The sequence below is a fragment of the Streptomyces sp. NPDC001787 genome (assembly GCF_040297465.1).
In the GTDB taxonomy this organism is placed as follows: domain Bacteria; phylum Actinomycetota; class Actinomycetes; order Streptomycetales; family Streptomycetaceae; genus Streptomyces.
In genome coordinates, this window is sequence record NZ_JBEOZE010000013.1 from 64,116 (window position 1) to 77,497 (window position 13,382).

The window sequence follows — 13,382 nt, forward strand, 5'->3', positions numbered from 1 at the left end:
AGGGGCTCCGGCCTTTCGTGCATTTCGAGCATCGAGTACTGAAAGGACGCCATGCGCGCCCAGTTCGTCCTGTCGGAGATCGGCGTCGGTCTTCGTCGCAACCTCACGATGACCTTCGCGGTCGTGGTCTCCGTCGCCCTCTCGCTCGCCCTGTTCGGCGGCGCGCTGCTCATGCGCGAGCAGGTCAGCACGATGAAGGACTACTGGTACGACAAGGTCAACGTCTCGATCTTCCTCTGCAACAAGAGCGACGCCAAGGACGTACCCAAGTGCGCCAAGGGTGCCGTCACTCCGCAGCAGAAGAAGGAGATCAAGGCCGATCTCGAAGAGATGGACGCCGTCGAGAAGGTCAGCTTCGAGACGGTCGACGAGGCGTACAAGCACTACCAGGAGCAGTTCGGCGACTCGCCGATGGCGGGCAACATCACGCCCGACCAGATGCAGGAGTCGTTCCGGGTCAAGCTCGACGACCCGAAGAAGTACAAGGTCGTCGCCACCGCCTTCGCGGGGCGCGACGGGGTGCAGTCCGTCCAGGACCAGCGAAGCATCCTGGACAACCTCTTCGGGCTGATGAACGGTATGAACGTCGTCGCGATATACGTGATGGTGCTGATGCTGGTCATCGCGCTGATCCTGATCGTGAACACCGTCCGGGTCTCGGCGTTCAGCCGCAGACGTGAGACGGGCATCATGCGGCTCGTGGGCGCTTCCGGCTTCTACATCCAGATGCCGTTCATCATGGAGGCGGCCGTCGCCGGCCTGATCGGGGGCCTGCTCGCCTGCGCCATGCTGCTCGGCGGCCGGTACTTCCTGATCGACGGCGGACTGGCGCTCAAGGACAAGCTGAACCTGATCGACTTCATCGGCTGGGACGCGGTCCTCACCAAGCTGCCGCTCGTCCTCGCGATCGGGCTTCTGATGCCCGCCGTGGCCGCGCTCTTCGCGCTCCGCAAGTACCTCAAGGTGTGACATGCGCCCCCTGTGGCGCACGGTCGATCGACCGTGCGCCACAGGGGGCTTGTCCTAGACTCGTCCGCATGTCGGGCCCCACGCACCGCTTCGGGCCCCGCGGTCTCTGCCGCGGGGCGGCCCTGACATTGGTCTTCGGGTGCGTCCTCGCCACGGCGGCGGCCACCGGTTCACTGCCCCACGAGGCGGAGTCGGGAGGAGACATCCAGGCCCGCGCCATCGCCTCCACCGTGGCCCCCGTCGACCGGGCCGAGATCGAGGACGCCGCCGCCGAGGCCGAGGCCGACGGGAAGTCCGGCACGGAGGCGGCCGAGGAGGTCGTCAGCCGCAGCGGTGACCGGTGGGGCGCGGTCTACGACGAGCGGGAGTACGAGGAGTTCGAGCAGGCCCTCGACGGCTCCTACACCGGCATCGGCCTCTCCGCCAGGCGCACCTCCGGCGGCCGTGTCGCCGTGGCCCGGGTGGAGAGCGGTGGCCCCGCGGACCGCGCCGGCATCCGCGCGGGGGACCTGCTGCGCACGGTCGACGGCGGCCGGGTCGACCGGCGCCCCGTCGCCGAGGTCGTCGCCCTGCTGCGCGGCGACGGTACGGGAGCGGCCGAGGGCAGCACCGTGGTTCTCGGGCTCGAACGGGGCGGGCGCTCCTGGACCGAGACCCTGGGCCGGGCCCGGCTCACCACGGAGGCGGTCACCGTCCGGCGGCTGGGCGACGAGCCCTCCGCGGCGGTCCTGGTCAAGGTCGCCGCCTTCACCAAGGGGGCCGGGACCGAGGTCCGCGACGCGGTGCGCGCGGCACCGGGCGACGCCGGCATCCTGCTGGACCTGCGCGCCAACTCGGGCGGCCTGGTCACCGAGGCCGCCGTCGCGGCCTCCGCCTTCCTGGACGGCGGCCTGGTCGCCACCTACGACGTGCACGGTGAACAGCGCGCCCTGTACGCCGAGTCCGGCGGCGACACGGACCGGCCCGTGGTGGTCCTCGTCGACGGCGGCACGATGAGCGCGGCGGAGCTGCTGACCGGTGCCCTCCAGGACCGGGGCCGCGCCGTGACCGTCGGATCGCCCACCTTCGGCAAGGGTTCCGTGCAGATGCCCAGCAAGCTTCCGGGCGGTTCCGTGGCCGAGCTGACCGTCGGGCACTACCGCACCCCGGCCGGGCGCAGCGTCGACGGCACGGGCATCACACCCGACCTCGTGGTCGACGCCCGTGCCCAGGAACGGGCCGAGACAGTATTGAGTGGCCTCGGGGGTGGGTCGTAGTGCGAAAATGACCGCACTATGGCCAAGGAAAAAGACACCGGGCGCAAGATGATCGCGCAGAACAAGAAGGCGCGGCACGACTACCACATCCTCGACACCTATGAGTGCGGGCTCGTCCTCATGGGCACCGAGGTCAAGTCCCTGCGGATGGGCCGGGCCTCGCTGGTGGACGGGTTCGTCCAGATCGACGGCCACGAGGCGTGGCTGCACAACATCCATGTGCCCGAGTACGTGCAGGGCACCTGGACCAACCACGCGGCCAAGCGCAAGCGGAAGCTGCTGCTCCACCGCGCCGAGATCGACAAGCTGGAGTCGAAGTCGCAGGAGACGGGCCACACCATCGTGCCGCTCGCGCTGTACTTCAAGGACGGCCGGGTGAAGGTCGAGATCGCGCTGGCGAAGGGCAAGAAGGAGTTCGACAAGCGCCAGACACTGCGCGAGAAGCAGGACACGAGGGAGACGAACCGTGCGATCGCGGCGGCTCGCAGGCGTCAGCGGAGCGCCTGAGCAGGAATACGCTGGCATCGCCCGGCGTTGGTCACGTACGATGGGCCGTGCACCTCACAGCGGGTGCACGTTTGAAAAATCAACATGGGGATGATCGGTTTCGACAGCGGATGTCGAAGCAGGGGAAGCGAGTCGAGGAAGCGGCAATGATCTCGTAAACCATATGTCGCAAACAATAATCGCCAATTCCAAGCGCGATTCCTCCGCCTTCGCCCTCGCTGCCTAATTAGCAGCTAGCGAAGACTCTGCGGAGTGTCAGCCCGGGGGTGATCCCGACCCGGATCCTGGCATCAACTAGGGATCTAAACTTCTCGGCCCGGTCACGGGGCTGAGAAGGAAATCAAACAGTGACTGGGCCTGTCGGAGGCTTGTTCGTGTGACCTCCGGGGCCGAGAAAAGCGTAGCGAACTGCACTCGGAGAAGCCCTGGTTCTGCACCGTTGGACGCGGGTTCGATTCCCGCCATCTCCACCACCCCATGTAAGCCTCCGCCCCGCGAGTTCACTCGCGGGGCGGAGGCTTTTTCGCTGCCGAAATACGGCTGCCGCACGCCGTTCGACGTGGGTGGTCGCCGCGCTCGGCGCGGGTGGTCACCGCCCCGCTCGGGGAAGGGCGGAGCGGTTGTCATAAGCAGGTATGGTGACAAGGTATGACGGTAAAGCGACATGATGGTTCCGCTCCCGAGGGCTCCGCCGTGCGGCTCTGGGGCGCCACGGCGCTGGAGGGCGACGCGTGGGCGGCCTCCGTGCCGACCGAGGGACGCAAGGTCGGCGAGCAGTGGCTGCTGACCACCGGCACCTTCCATACCCCCGAGCCCACCGAATGGGCCGAGGCGGCGCACCAGGAGCACGAACTGCTCTGGTCCACCACGGGCAATGTCACCGTGGAGGCCGCCGGGCGTCTGTGGCTCGTCCCGCCCGGCCTCGGGATCTGGCTGCCGGCCGGGATGCCGCACCGGGTCCGGGCGAGCGCGGGCGCCGTCACGTACGCCACCTTCCTCAGCCCGGACCGTGTGGGCGTCGACTGGGCCGCCGTGGTGGGCATTCCGATGAGCCGGCTGCTGCGGGAACTGCTGCTCCACAATCAGACGCAGGAGATGCCCGACGCCGCGCGGCTGCGCCTCCAGCAGGTCGGGGTGGATCTGATCCGGCCCGTCCAGGCCGCCTCGCTCGACATCCCGCTGCCCCGGACGCCCGAGCTGCGGACCATCGCGGAGCGGATCATCGCCGATCCGGCGGACGACCGGACGACCGAGGAGTGGGCGCGGATGCTCGGTCTCAGCGGCCGGACGCTGATGCGCTGGTTCCAGCGGGACACCGGGGTGAGTCTGACGCAGTGGCGCATTCTCGTCCGTGTCCGGTCGGCGCTCATCGACATCGCGGCGGGCAAGCCGGTGGTGGCCGTCTCGCGGCGGCTCGGCTATGCCAACCCCAGTACGTTCATCGATCTCTTCCGGCAGGTCACGGGGTACACGCCCGCCGCGTACTTCCGTTCGGTGAACGGCATCCCCGAGTCGACGCTCTGAGGGGCGCCGTGTCGTGAAACCGGAACAGGGTGTCGTCATACCCTCATGAGGTCTGAGGTAGCTTGCTTAGGTAAGCCTGCCCTAACCAACCTGTTCCGGCCATGCTCCGGCTGAAACGGGAGGGTTCCCCGAAGGAGTCCGATGACACGCCGCCCTCATTCCGCTTCCCGGCCGCCGAAGCGACGGCTGCTCGCGGTGATCGCCATGAGCGTCGCCGCCGTGCTGGGCGCGAGCTCCTGCTCCGCGGGCACCGACGGAGCGGCATCGGCCAAGGGCTCCGCCACCCGTACCGTCACCGATATCGCGGGCAAGGTCGAGGTCCCCGCCGAGCCGAAGCGGATCGTCTCCGTCGACTTCTACTCGCCCGCCACCCTGGTCGACCTCGGGGTCAAGCCGGTCGGTGTCGTCGAGGGCTTCGACGACAACGACGAGGACCTGCGGCCCAAGCGGTATCACGAGGCGCTCAAGGGCACCCCGACGATCGGGCTCTACTACGAGCTCAACATCGAAGCCGTCGCCCAGCAGAACCCCGACCTCATCTTCGCCGAGACGCGGTTCCTCCGGAAGGGCGAGCTGGAGCGCCTGAAGGGCATCGCCCCCGTCGTCCAGCTCGACGCCGCCGGGGTGGGTGCCTGGAAGGACCGGACCCTGATGATCGGGGCGGCCATCGGCAAGTCCGACGAGATCAAGAAGCAGGCCGCCGCGTTCGACAAGCGCGCCACCGAGCTGAAGACGAAGTACGCCGACGTCCTGGCGAAGAACAGGATCGCCGTCTTCGCCCACGGTCAGGACCAGTCGACCTGGGGCACCTACCCGGCCGGACACTTCTACGTCCCCTCGTGGGACGCGGTGGGCGCGAAGTTCCGCCCGTTCACCGAGGGCGAGCACAAGGGCAAGGAGGGGGCCGTCAGCGAGTGGCTGTCGCTCGAACAGATCGGCAAGCTCTCCAACGCCGACATCCTCATCTACGCGTACCCCATCGGGGACTTCGTCGAGAAGCTGAACAAGAACGCCGTGTGGAAGAACCTGCCCGCCGTCAAGAACGGCATGGTCTTCCGCAACATCCCGGCATCCGTCGTGTCCTCCTTCGAGTGGGGCACCGACAGCCTGGACGCGCTCGACGGTGTCCTCGCGCAGATCAGTGAGAAGGCCCGCGCATGACCGCCGCCACCGACTCCGGCGCCGCCCCCGCCCCGCCCGCCTACGTCCTGGCCGATGTCGTCCGGGTGACCCCGCTCTCCCCGGGCATGACCCGGATCACCCTCTTCAGCGAGACCCTGCGCGGCTACCCCTCCACCCGGGTCGGCGACGAGTACGTCCGGGTGCACTTCCCGCTGGAGAGCGGTGAACTCCTGGTCCCCGAGGTGGACGAGGGCGGCGACTGGCACTACCCGGAGGGCCGGTACCCGCACATCCAGCCCTACACCATCCGCCGCTTCGACCCGGACGCCGGTGAGGCGGACATCGACTTCGTGCTGCACGGCCACGGCCGGGCGACCCGCTGGGCGAGCGGGGCGCGCCCCGGCGACCGGCTGCTCTTCGGCCCGCCGCGCTCCCTGTACGAGGCCCCGGCCGCCGCCGCACGGCAGATCTTCGTCACCGACGCCACGGGGCTCCCCGCTCTCGGCCGTCTCCTGGAACAGCTCGACCCGGCCACCCGTGCCGTCGCCGTCGTGGAGATCGCCGACGCCTCGCACCGGATCCCCCTCACCAGCCCCGCCCGGCTGGAGGTGCGCTGGGTCGCGGGCCGGGGCAACGGCGTGGCGCCCAGTGCCATCACCGAGATCCTGCGCGGACTCGACATCGCCCCCGGGACCTATGTGTGGGTGGCGGGTGAGTCCCGGGAACTCCGCGACGCCCGCCGCTACCTGCGCCACGAGCGGCGACTGCCCGGAGACTGGTACAAGGTCATCGGCTACTGGACGTACAAGCAGGAGGAGTGGCGGCAGAAGTACGAGGCCCTCGACCCCGGCGTCCTGGCGCAGCTGAACGACGTGTGGGAAGCGACCGAGGACGAGGAACTGCGCCGCGACCTCTACGAGGCCGGGCTGGAGCGGCTCGGGCTATGACGACCACTCTTGCCGCCGCGCCTCCACGCCGGGAGGACGCGGCGGCCGGACGGGAGGAGCGCCCCGGGCTCGTCCGCACGAACACCGGACGCGCCCTCGGCCTTCTCCTCGCACTCGTGCTTCTCCTCGTGTGCCTCACGGTGAGTCTGGCGGTCGGCGCGAAATCCGTTCCCGCGGCGGATGTCTGGCACGCCCTCACCGCGTACGACGGTTCCGAGAACGCCTTCATCGTGCGCGAACTCCGGGTGCCCCGGGCGCTGCTGGCGCTGGCCGCGGGGGCCGCGCTCGGGGTCTCCGGAGCCCTCATCCAGGCGCTCACCCGCAACCCGCTCGCGGATCCCGGCATCCTCGGGGTCAACGCGGGCGCCGGATTCGCCGTGACGATCGGGGTCGGCTTCCTCGGCCTCTCCTCGATCGACGCCTATCTGTGGATGTCGTTCCTCGGGGCGATCGTCGTCACCGCCCTCGTCTACGTCATCGGCTCGGCCGGGCAGGGCGGCGGGACCCCGGTCCGGCTGACCCTCGTCGGCGTCGCGATCGGTGCCGTACTGGCCGGGGTGTCCTCGGCCGTCACGCTGCTGAAGCCGGACGCCTTCGTCAAACTCCGCGGCTGGTCGGCCGGTTCGCTCGCCGGACGGGACTGGCACATCCTGTTCACCGTCCTGCCCTTCATCGGGGCCGGGCTGCTGCTCGCCCTGCTCGTGGCACGGTCGCTGAACGCCGTCGCCCTCGGCGACGACCTCGCGCGGACCCTCGGGTCGAACATCGTCCGCACCCGGATCCTGGTGATCGTCGCCGTCACCCTGCTCGCCGGGGCCGCGACCGGAGCGGCCGGACCGATCGGCTTCGTCGGCCTGATGGTCCCGCACGTGGCCCGCTGGTTCATCGGCCCCGACCAGCGCTGGATCATCCCGTACACCATCGTCTGCGCACCGGTCCTCCTGATCGTCGCCGATGTCATCGGCCGGGTCGTGCTGTCCCCGCAGGAACTCCAGGCGGGCCTCGTGACCGCGTTCGTCGGCGCACCCGTCCTGATCCTGCTCGTCCGTCGCAGAAAGGTGAGCGGGCTGTGAGCTCCGTCCCCACGACGCCGGTGTCCGGCGGGGCCGTCGACTTCGGCCGGTCCACCCTCGTGACACGCGGCCCCCGCTGGTCGTTCCGCCTCGATGTGCGTACGGCGGTCAGCTGCGCCGTCCTCCTCGTCCTCACGTTCGCCGTGGTGGTCGTGACCCTGGCGTACGGCACCTACGAGATCCCGCTCCCCGATGTCGTACGGGCCCTGCTGGGCGAAGGGCCGGCCGGTACCCGGACGGTGGTCGTCGAATGGCGGCTGCCCAGGGCGCTGCTCGCCGTGCTCCTGGGCGCGGCCCTCGCGGTCTCCGGCGCGGTCTTCCAGTCGATCACCAGGAACCCGCTGGGCTCGCCCGATGTCATCGGCTTCTCCTCCGGCTCGTACACCGGGGCGCTCGTCGTGATGCTGGTGACCGGCGGCGGCTACTACCAGGTGGCCGCCGGATCGCTGGCCGGCGGTGTGCTCGCCGCGTTCCTGGTCTTCGCCCTGGCCCACCGCAAGGGGTCCGAGGGGTTCCGGCTGATCATCGTCGGCATCGCGGTCTCGTCCATGCTCGGCGCGTTCAACACCTGGCTGGTGCTCAAGGCCGGCATCGAGGAGGCCATGCTCGCGGCGGTGTGGGGCGGCGGATCGCTCAACAGCCTCGGATACGGCCAGCTCTGGCCGGTGCTCTGCGTCCTCGCGGTGCTCGTACCGATGGCCGTCGCCCTCGGCCCGTCGATGCGTCTGATGGAACTGGGTGACGACGCGGCGTCCGCCCTCGGCACCCGCACCGGGGCGGTACGGCTCGTGATGGTCGTCCTGGGGGTGGGGCTCACGGCGCTGGTGACCGCCGCCGCCGGGCCGATCGCGTTCATCGCGCTGGTCGCCCCGCAGATGGCCCGCCGGATCACCCGTACCTCCGCGGTCGCGCTCCTGCCCTCGGCCGTGATGGGCGCGCTGCTGCTGGCCGTGGCCGATCTGGTGGGCCAACGGCTGTTCGCCCCCGTCCAGTTGCCCGTGGGGATCGTGACCGTATCGATCGGCGGCCTGTACTTCGTCTGGCTGCTCGTCCGCGAAGCGCGCCGGACCTGACCCGCGACTCCCGTCGAAGGAAGACCTCCATGACCCAGCTCCACCCCGCCCCCGCCGCCCTGTCCGCGGCTGCCCGGGACGCCGCGGAACAGAGCCCCCCGGCGGCCCGGCTGCGGGCCGACGGCATCACCATCGGCTACGACCGGCGGACCATTTCGAGCAACCTGTCCGTCGGCATCCCCGATGGCTCCTTCACCGTGATCGTCGGCCCGAACGCCTGCGGCAAATCCACTCTCCTGCGCGGCCTTTCGAAGCTCCTGCGCCCCAGCACCGGACAGGTCGTCCTGGACGGCCGGGCGATCACCTCGTACAAGTCGAAGGAGGTGGCCCGGCGGCTCGGGCTGCTCCCGCAGACCTCGAACGCCCCGGACGGGATCACGGTCGCCGACCTCATCGCCCGGGGCCGTCACCCGCACCAGAAACTGATCAAGCAGTGGTCGCGCCAGGACGAGGAGGCGGTGGTCCGGGCGATGGAGGAGACCAGCACCACCGCGCTGTCGGGCCGCTCGGTGGACGAACTCTCCGGCGGACAGCGCCAGCGGGTGTGGGTCGCGATGGTCCTCGCCCAGGAGACCCCGCTGCTGCTGCTGGACGAGCCGACCACCTTCCTCGACATCGCCCATCAGATCGAACTCCTGGAACTGTTCCAGCGGCTCAACCGGGAGGGGCGCACCCTGGTCGCCGTGCTCCACGACCTGAACCAGGCGGCGCGCTACGGCACCCACGTCATCGCGATGAAGGACGGCGAGGTCGTCGCCGAGGGGGCGCCCGCGCAACTGCTCACCGAGGAACTCGTCGAGGAGGTGTTCGGGCTGCCCTGCCGGATCATCGAGGACCCGGTCTCGCACAGCCCGCTGGTCATCCCGCTCGGCGGGTACGCCGCACAGCCGTCCCCGCCGCGATGACCAGCGCCAGCCCCGCCGCGCACATCGGCGCCGCGTAGCCGGTCACCGTTCCGGCGTGCTCCACCAGCCAGCCGCCGGCCGCGGCCCCCGCCCCGATGCCGCCCAGCAGCGCGGTGACCGCGAGCGTCATGCCCTCGTTCAGCCGCGCCTCGGGCGTGAGCCGCTGGACCACGGTCATCCCGGTGACCATCGTGGGCGCCGTCGCCGCGCCCGCCAGCAACAGGCAGAGGGCGAGAACGGGCAGGGAACCGGTCGTGGAGGCGGCCAGCAGCGGCAGTGACATCAGTGCCGTCATGCACGCGAGACAGACCAGCAGCCGGCGGCCGACGTCCGGGGCGGGCCGCAGCGATCCGTACAGCAGCCCGGCCGCACAGGAGCCGCCCGCCTGGAGGGCGAGGATCGCGCCCCCGGCGTGCGCGATCGAGACGACCTCCATGGTCCCGAACACCGCTCCGGTGGCGAGGAAGACGGCGAGCAGCGCGGGCATCCCGGGGGTGCGGAGCGGAGAGACCGCCCGCGTACGGGCGGCGACCGGTGGTTCGGTCGAGCGCTGGGCGGCGAAGACCAGCATGCCGGTCATCAGCAGGACCGCCCCGACGAGCGTTCCCGCCTCGGGGAAGAGCACGGCGCACAGGGTCGCGGCGACGACCGGGCCCAGCATGTAGCAGAGTTCGTCGACGGCCTGTTCGAAGGAGTTCGCGGTGTGCAGGGCCGCCGGATCGCCCCGGTGCAGATACGCCCAGCGGGCCCGGGACATGCCGCCGGTGTTCGGGGTGGTCGCGGTCGCGGCGTACGCGGCGAAGAGCGTCCAGGCCGGGGCGCCGTGGTGCGCGCAGAGCAGCAGGGCCAGGGAGCCGAGCACCGCGATCGCGGTGGCGGGCACGGCGATCCGGGCCTGGCCGTAGCGGTCCACGAGCCGCGCGGTCCAGGGGGCGACCACCGCCGTCGCGGCCAGCCCGGTCGCGGTGACGGCTCCGGCCAGGGCGTACGAACCGTACGACCCGGCGATCATGATGACCGCGCTGACGCTGAACATCCCCTGGGGGAACCGGGCGATGAGGTTGCCCGCCGTGAAGGCCCGCGCGCCGGGGGTGGCGAGCAGCCGGCGATAGGGGTTGGCGGCGGGGGCGGGCCGCGCGGAGGTCTCCTTCCCGTGCTGCCCCGGTACGGACTTCCCTCCGGGCCGCCGCGGCACGGCCTCCCCGGCGAGTCGCGGAACATCTTCCCCGGCGGGTCGCGGCACGGCCTCCCCGTCCCGTTTCCCCGGCGTGGCCGGTGTCCGCGGGGCGATGATCAGCAGGTCGCCGCAGACGGTGTGCAGCGGGCCCGCGGCGCGGGGCCCGGGGGCGGCGGAGGGCATCGGCATACGGCAAGCCTCACGGCCCCCGACCCGTACGGTCCAACACCTGTTCCGTGCCGATTCACGCACCCGTGTTGTAAGTTCTGCGGCGTGACCACGCCCGACACCGACCCCCGGCTCCTGCGCGCCTTCCTCGCCGTGGCCGAGGAACTGCACTTCACCCGCGCCGCCGCCAGGCTCTTCCTCGCCCAGCAGGCCCTGAGCCGGGACATCCGCCGTCTGGAGCGCGGTCTCGGCACGGAACTGTTCGTCCGGACCACCCGTCAGGTGTCGCTCACCCCGGACGGCGAACGCCTCCTCCCGTACGCCCGGCGGGTGCTCGACGCCCACGCCGAACTGGCCGGAGCCTTCGCCGACCCGGCCGCCCGGCCGCTGCTCGTCGACCTCAACACCGACGGCATGACGGCGGCCCGGGTCCTGGCCCGCGCACGCGAACTGGCCCCCGAGTGCGAGCTGATGGCGCGCTTCGAGTCCGGGCTGACCCGGGCGGCCGACGAGATCCTCGCGGGCCGCCTCGACGTCTCCTTCGGGCGGGCCGCCGGGCTCGACCCCGCCGTGCGCGGCAGGCTCCACGTACAGCCCGTGCGGTACGAGCCGATGGCCGTCCTGCTCCCGTGCGCCCACCCGCTCGCCGGGCGGGAGACGGTCGCGCTGGATGAACTGGCCGGGGAGACCGTGTACGCCGGGGCCGGCAACGAACGCACCCGGGAGTGGACGGCCCTGGCCGCCCTGCTCTTCGCCGAGTACGGCATCGAGCAGGCCCCGCCCACGCCGCTCGCCGTCGGAGCGGCCGAATTCCAGCGGGTGATGGCCAAGGCGGGGAATCCGGTACTCGCCGTCGTCGGCTTCCCGCCCCTGCCGGGGACCGTGCTGCGCCCGCTCACCGGGCCCGTACCGCTCTCCGCGCTGATGCTGGTCTGGCGCAAGGGCCTGCGCCATCCGGGACTCGACGCCCTGCGCGCGGCGGCCGGTCAGCTCGCCGCGTCCGAGGGGTGGATGGAGAGGCCGCCCCACGACTGGCTGCCCGAGGGCGACGCGGCACTGATGCGCGAGCCCCCGCCGGCCATCGGACACTGAAGCGGCTCCCTCCCGGCCTGGCCGGAGCGTGTGCGGCTCTCCCTCACCGGACCGGAGCCCGGCCCGTGAGAGCAAGGTTGCCCACCGGTCACCTCGCGGCACCGCGCCGAAACGCGCGCTCCCTAGCGTCGGGGACAACACCCCGACCACCCGTGGAGGCGCGTGATGGCTGGCCGTTGGATCGACGAGTGGGAACCGGAGGACGAGACCTTCTGGCGGCGAACGGGTAAGCGGACCGCCCGCCGGAATCTTTGGTTCTCCGTGCTGTCCGAGCACATCGGGTTCTCGATCTGGACGCTGTGGTCGGTGATGGTCCTGTTCATGGGGCCGGAGTACGGGGTCGACCCGGCCGGGAAGTTCTTCCTGATCTCCACGGCCACCCTGGTCGGGGCGCTGGTCCGGGTCCCGTACACCTTCGCCGTCGCCCGGTTCGGCGGCCGGAACTGGACCGTGTTCAGCGCGTTGACGCTGCTGGTGCCGACACTCGCCGCGTTCGTCGTGATGGAGCCCGGGACCTCGTACACCACCTTCGTGGCCGTCGCCGCGCTCACCGGGATCGGCGGCGGCAACTTCGCCTCGTCGATGGCGAACATCAACGCCTTCTTCCCGCTGCGCGAGAAGGGCTGGGCGCTCGGCCTCAACGCGGGCGGCGGCAACATCGGCGTCCCCGTCGTCCAGTTGGCGGGTCTGCTGGTGATCGGTACGGCCGGTGCCGCGCACCCGCGCATCGTGCTCGGGGTGTACGTGCCCCTGATCGTCGTCGCCGCCGTGTGCGCCGCGCGGTACATGGACAACCTGGCACCCGTGCGCAACGACACCGGGGCCGCCCGGCTCGCGGTCCGCGACGCGCACACCTGGATCATGGCGGTGCTCTACCTCGGCACCTTCGGCTCGTTCATCGGCTACAGCTTCGCCTTCGGCCTGGTGCTCCAGACCCAGTTCGGGCGGACCCCGCTCCAGGCCGCCTCGCTCACCTTCGCCGGGCCGCTGCTCGGCTCCCTGATCCGGCCGGTCGGCGGGCTGCTCGCCGACCGTTACGGAGGTGCCCGGACCACCCTGGGGAACTTCGCGGCGATGGCCGCGGCCACCGGCGTCGTCATCCAGGCCTCCCGGACCGGGTCGCTCGCCGTCTTCCTGGCCGGATTCACCGCCCTGTTCGTCCTGACGGGGCTCGGCAACGGATCGACGTACAAGATGATCCCGGGCATCTTCCACGCCAAGGCGATCGCCAGGGGCCTGCGCGGCGAGGAGGCGGCGGCCCACGGGCGGCGGCTGTCCGGGGCGGCCATGGGGATCATCGGTGCCGTCGGCGCCCTGGGAGGGCTCGCGATCAACCTCGCCCTCCGCCAGTCGTTCCGGAGTTCGGGCAGCGGAACGGCGGCCTTCTGGTCCTTCCTCGCCTTCTACGCCGTCTGTTCCGTCCTCACCTGGGCGGTATACCTTCGCCGCACCGCCGCCGTGTCCGCGAGGCCCCGGCTCGGTTACGCGGAGGTGTGAGGACGACGGCCGGGTGCCGGGCGACGTAACGGGCGGGAAATACGGGTGAACCGAGGATGACACGCGGGGTTG

General features: G+C 70.9%; 12 protein-coding genes and 1 other RNA gene. 12 read left to right on the forward strand and 1 reads right to left on the reverse strand.

Annotated features, from left to right (window positions below):
* The first annotated feature begins 51 nt into the window (after positions 1-51).
* The 10 genes from ftsX (at position 52) to ABT170_RS19340 (ending at position 9,376) form a co-directional block, all read left to right on the forward strand.
* Positions 52-969, forward strand: a complete 918-nt coding sequence (ftsX, locus tag ABT170_RS19295) for a permease-like cell division protein FtsX (RefSeq protein WP_266931541.1) — start codon at positions 52-54, stop codon at positions 967-969.
* Between the two features lie 68 nt (positions 970-1,037).
* The gene (locus ABT170_RS19300) at positions 1,038-2,225 is read left to right on the forward strand and encodes a S41 family peptidase (RefSeq protein WP_351868826.1); all 1,188 of its coding nucleotides are present in this window, start codon (positions 1,038-1,040) and stop codon (positions 2,223-2,225) included.
* Positions 2,226-2,243: 18 nt separating this feature from the next.
* Positions 2,244-2,732 carry an SsrA-binding protein SmpB gene (gene smpB, locus ABT170_RS19305; RefSeq protein WP_266931538.1) on the forward strand — a complete coding sequence of 163 codons (489 nt, stop codon included), beginning with the start codon at positions 2,244-2,246 and terminating at the stop codon, positions 2,730-2,732.
* An 86-nt stretch (positions 2,733-2,818) separates the two neighbouring features.
* Positions 2,819-3,205: a transfer-messenger RNA gene (ssrA, locus tag ABT170_RS19310) on the forward strand.
* A gap of 175 nt (positions 3,206-3,380) precedes the next feature.
* On the forward strand, positions 3,381-4,256 hold the full coding sequence (locus ABT170_RS19315) for an AraC family transcriptional regulator (protein ID WP_329944189.1): 876 nt from the start codon (positions 3,381-3,383) through the stop codon (positions 4,254-4,256).
* A 141-nt stretch (positions 4,257-4,397) separates the two neighbouring features.
* Positions 4,398-5,417 (forward strand): ABC transporter substrate-binding protein, encoded by a 1,020-nt coding sequence (locus ABT170_RS19320; protein ID WP_329944190.1) that lies wholly within the window; start codon positions 4,398-4,400, stop codon positions 5,415-5,417.
* Positions 5,414-6,325 carry a siderophore-interacting protein gene (locus tag ABT170_RS19325; protein WP_351868829.1) on the forward strand — a complete coding sequence of 304 codons (912 nt, stop codon included), beginning with the start codon at positions 5,414-5,416 and terminating at the stop codon, positions 6,323-6,325. The genes ABT170_RS19320 and ABT170_RS19325 overlap by 4 nt, the downstream gene beginning before the upstream one ends.
* Complete coding sequence (locus tag ABT170_RS19330) at positions 6,322-7,398, forward strand: iron chelate uptake ABC transporter family permease subunit (RefSeq protein ID WP_351868832.1); 1,077 nt, start codon at positions 6,322-6,324, stop codon at positions 7,396-7,398. The genes ABT170_RS19325 and ABT170_RS19330 overlap by 4 nt, the downstream gene beginning before the upstream one ends.
* Entirely contained in the window at positions 7,395-8,471 is a 1,077-nt protein-coding gene (locus ABT170_RS19335; RefSeq protein WP_351868835.1) for a FecCD family ABC transporter permease, read from the forward strand. The genes ABT170_RS19330 and ABT170_RS19335 overlap by 4 nt, the downstream gene beginning before the upstream one ends.
* Before the next feature lie 29 nt (positions 8,472-8,500).
* Positions 8,501-9,376 (forward strand): ABC transporter ATP-binding protein, encoded by an 876-nt coding sequence (locus ABT170_RS19340; protein WP_329944405.1) that lies wholly within the window; start codon positions 8,501-8,503, stop codon positions 9,374-9,376.
* Here the strand turns inward: ABT170_RS19340 and ABT170_RS19345 are convergent.
* Positions 9,330-10,742 (reverse strand): MFS transporter, encoded by a 1,413-nt coding sequence (locus ABT170_RS19345; RefSeq protein ID WP_351868838.1) that lies wholly within the window; start codon positions 10,740-10,742, stop codon positions 9,330-9,332. The genes ABT170_RS19340 and ABT170_RS19345 overlap by 47 nt on opposite strands.
* Before the next feature lie 84 nt (positions 10,743-10,826).
* On the opposite strand from ABT170_RS19345, the gene ABT170_RS19350 reads away from it, so the two are divergent.
* Together ABT170_RS19350 and ABT170_RS19355 are read left to right on the forward strand one after the other, a co-directional pair.
* The gene (locus tag ABT170_RS19350) at positions 10,827-11,813 is read left to right on the forward strand and encodes a LysR family transcriptional regulator (protein ID WP_329944194.1); all 987 of its coding nucleotides are present in this window, start codon (positions 10,827-10,829) and stop codon (positions 11,811-11,813) included.
* 165 nt (positions 11,814-11,978) lie between these two features.
* Positions 11,979-13,310, forward strand: a complete 1,332-nt coding sequence (locus ABT170_RS19355) for a nitrate/nitrite transporter (protein WP_351868842.1) — start codon at positions 11,979-11,981, stop codon at positions 13,308-13,310.
* Positions 13,311-13,382 lie beyond the last annotated feature (72 nt).

Coding starts and splice junctions, on each gene's coding strand:
- ABT170_RS19345 (WP_351868838.1), bottom strand. CDS start 10,742: ATGCCGATGCCCTCCGCCGCCCCCGGGCCCCGCGCCGCGGGCCCGCTG.
- ABT170_RS19320 (WP_329944190.1), top strand. CDS start 4,398: ATGACACGCCGCCCTCATTCCGCTTCCCGGCCGCCGAAGCGACGGCTG.
- ABT170_RS19315 (WP_329944189.1), top strand. CDS start 3,381: ATGACGGTAAAGCGACATGATGGTTCCGCTCCCGAGGGCTCCGCCGTG.
- ABT170_RS19300 (WP_351868826.1), top strand. CDS start 1,038: ATGTCGGGCCCCACGCACCGCTTCGGGCCCCGCGGTCTCTGCCGCGGG.
- ftsX (WP_266931541.1), top strand. CDS start 52: ATGCGCGCCCAGTTCGTCCTGTCGGAGATCGGCGTCGGTCTTCGTCGC.
- ABT170_RS19340 (WP_329944405.1), top strand. CDS start 8,501: ATGACCCAGCTCCACCCCGCCCCCGCCGCCCTGTCCGCGGCTGCCCGG.
- ABT170_RS19325 (WP_351868829.1), top strand. CDS start 5,414: ATGACCGCCGCCACCGACTCCGGCGCCGCCCCCGCCCCGCCCGCCTAC.
- ABT170_RS19355 (WP_351868842.1), top strand. CDS start 11,979: ATGGCTGGCCGTTGGATCGACGAGTGGGAACCGGAGGACGAGACCTTC.
- ABT170_RS19330 (WP_351868832.1), top strand. CDS start 6,322: ATGACGACCACTCTTGCCGCCGCGCCTCCACGCCGGGAGGACGCGGCG.
- smpB (WP_266931538.1), top strand. CDS start 2,244: ATGGCCAAGGAAAAAGACACCGGGCGCAAGATGATCGCGCAGAACAAG.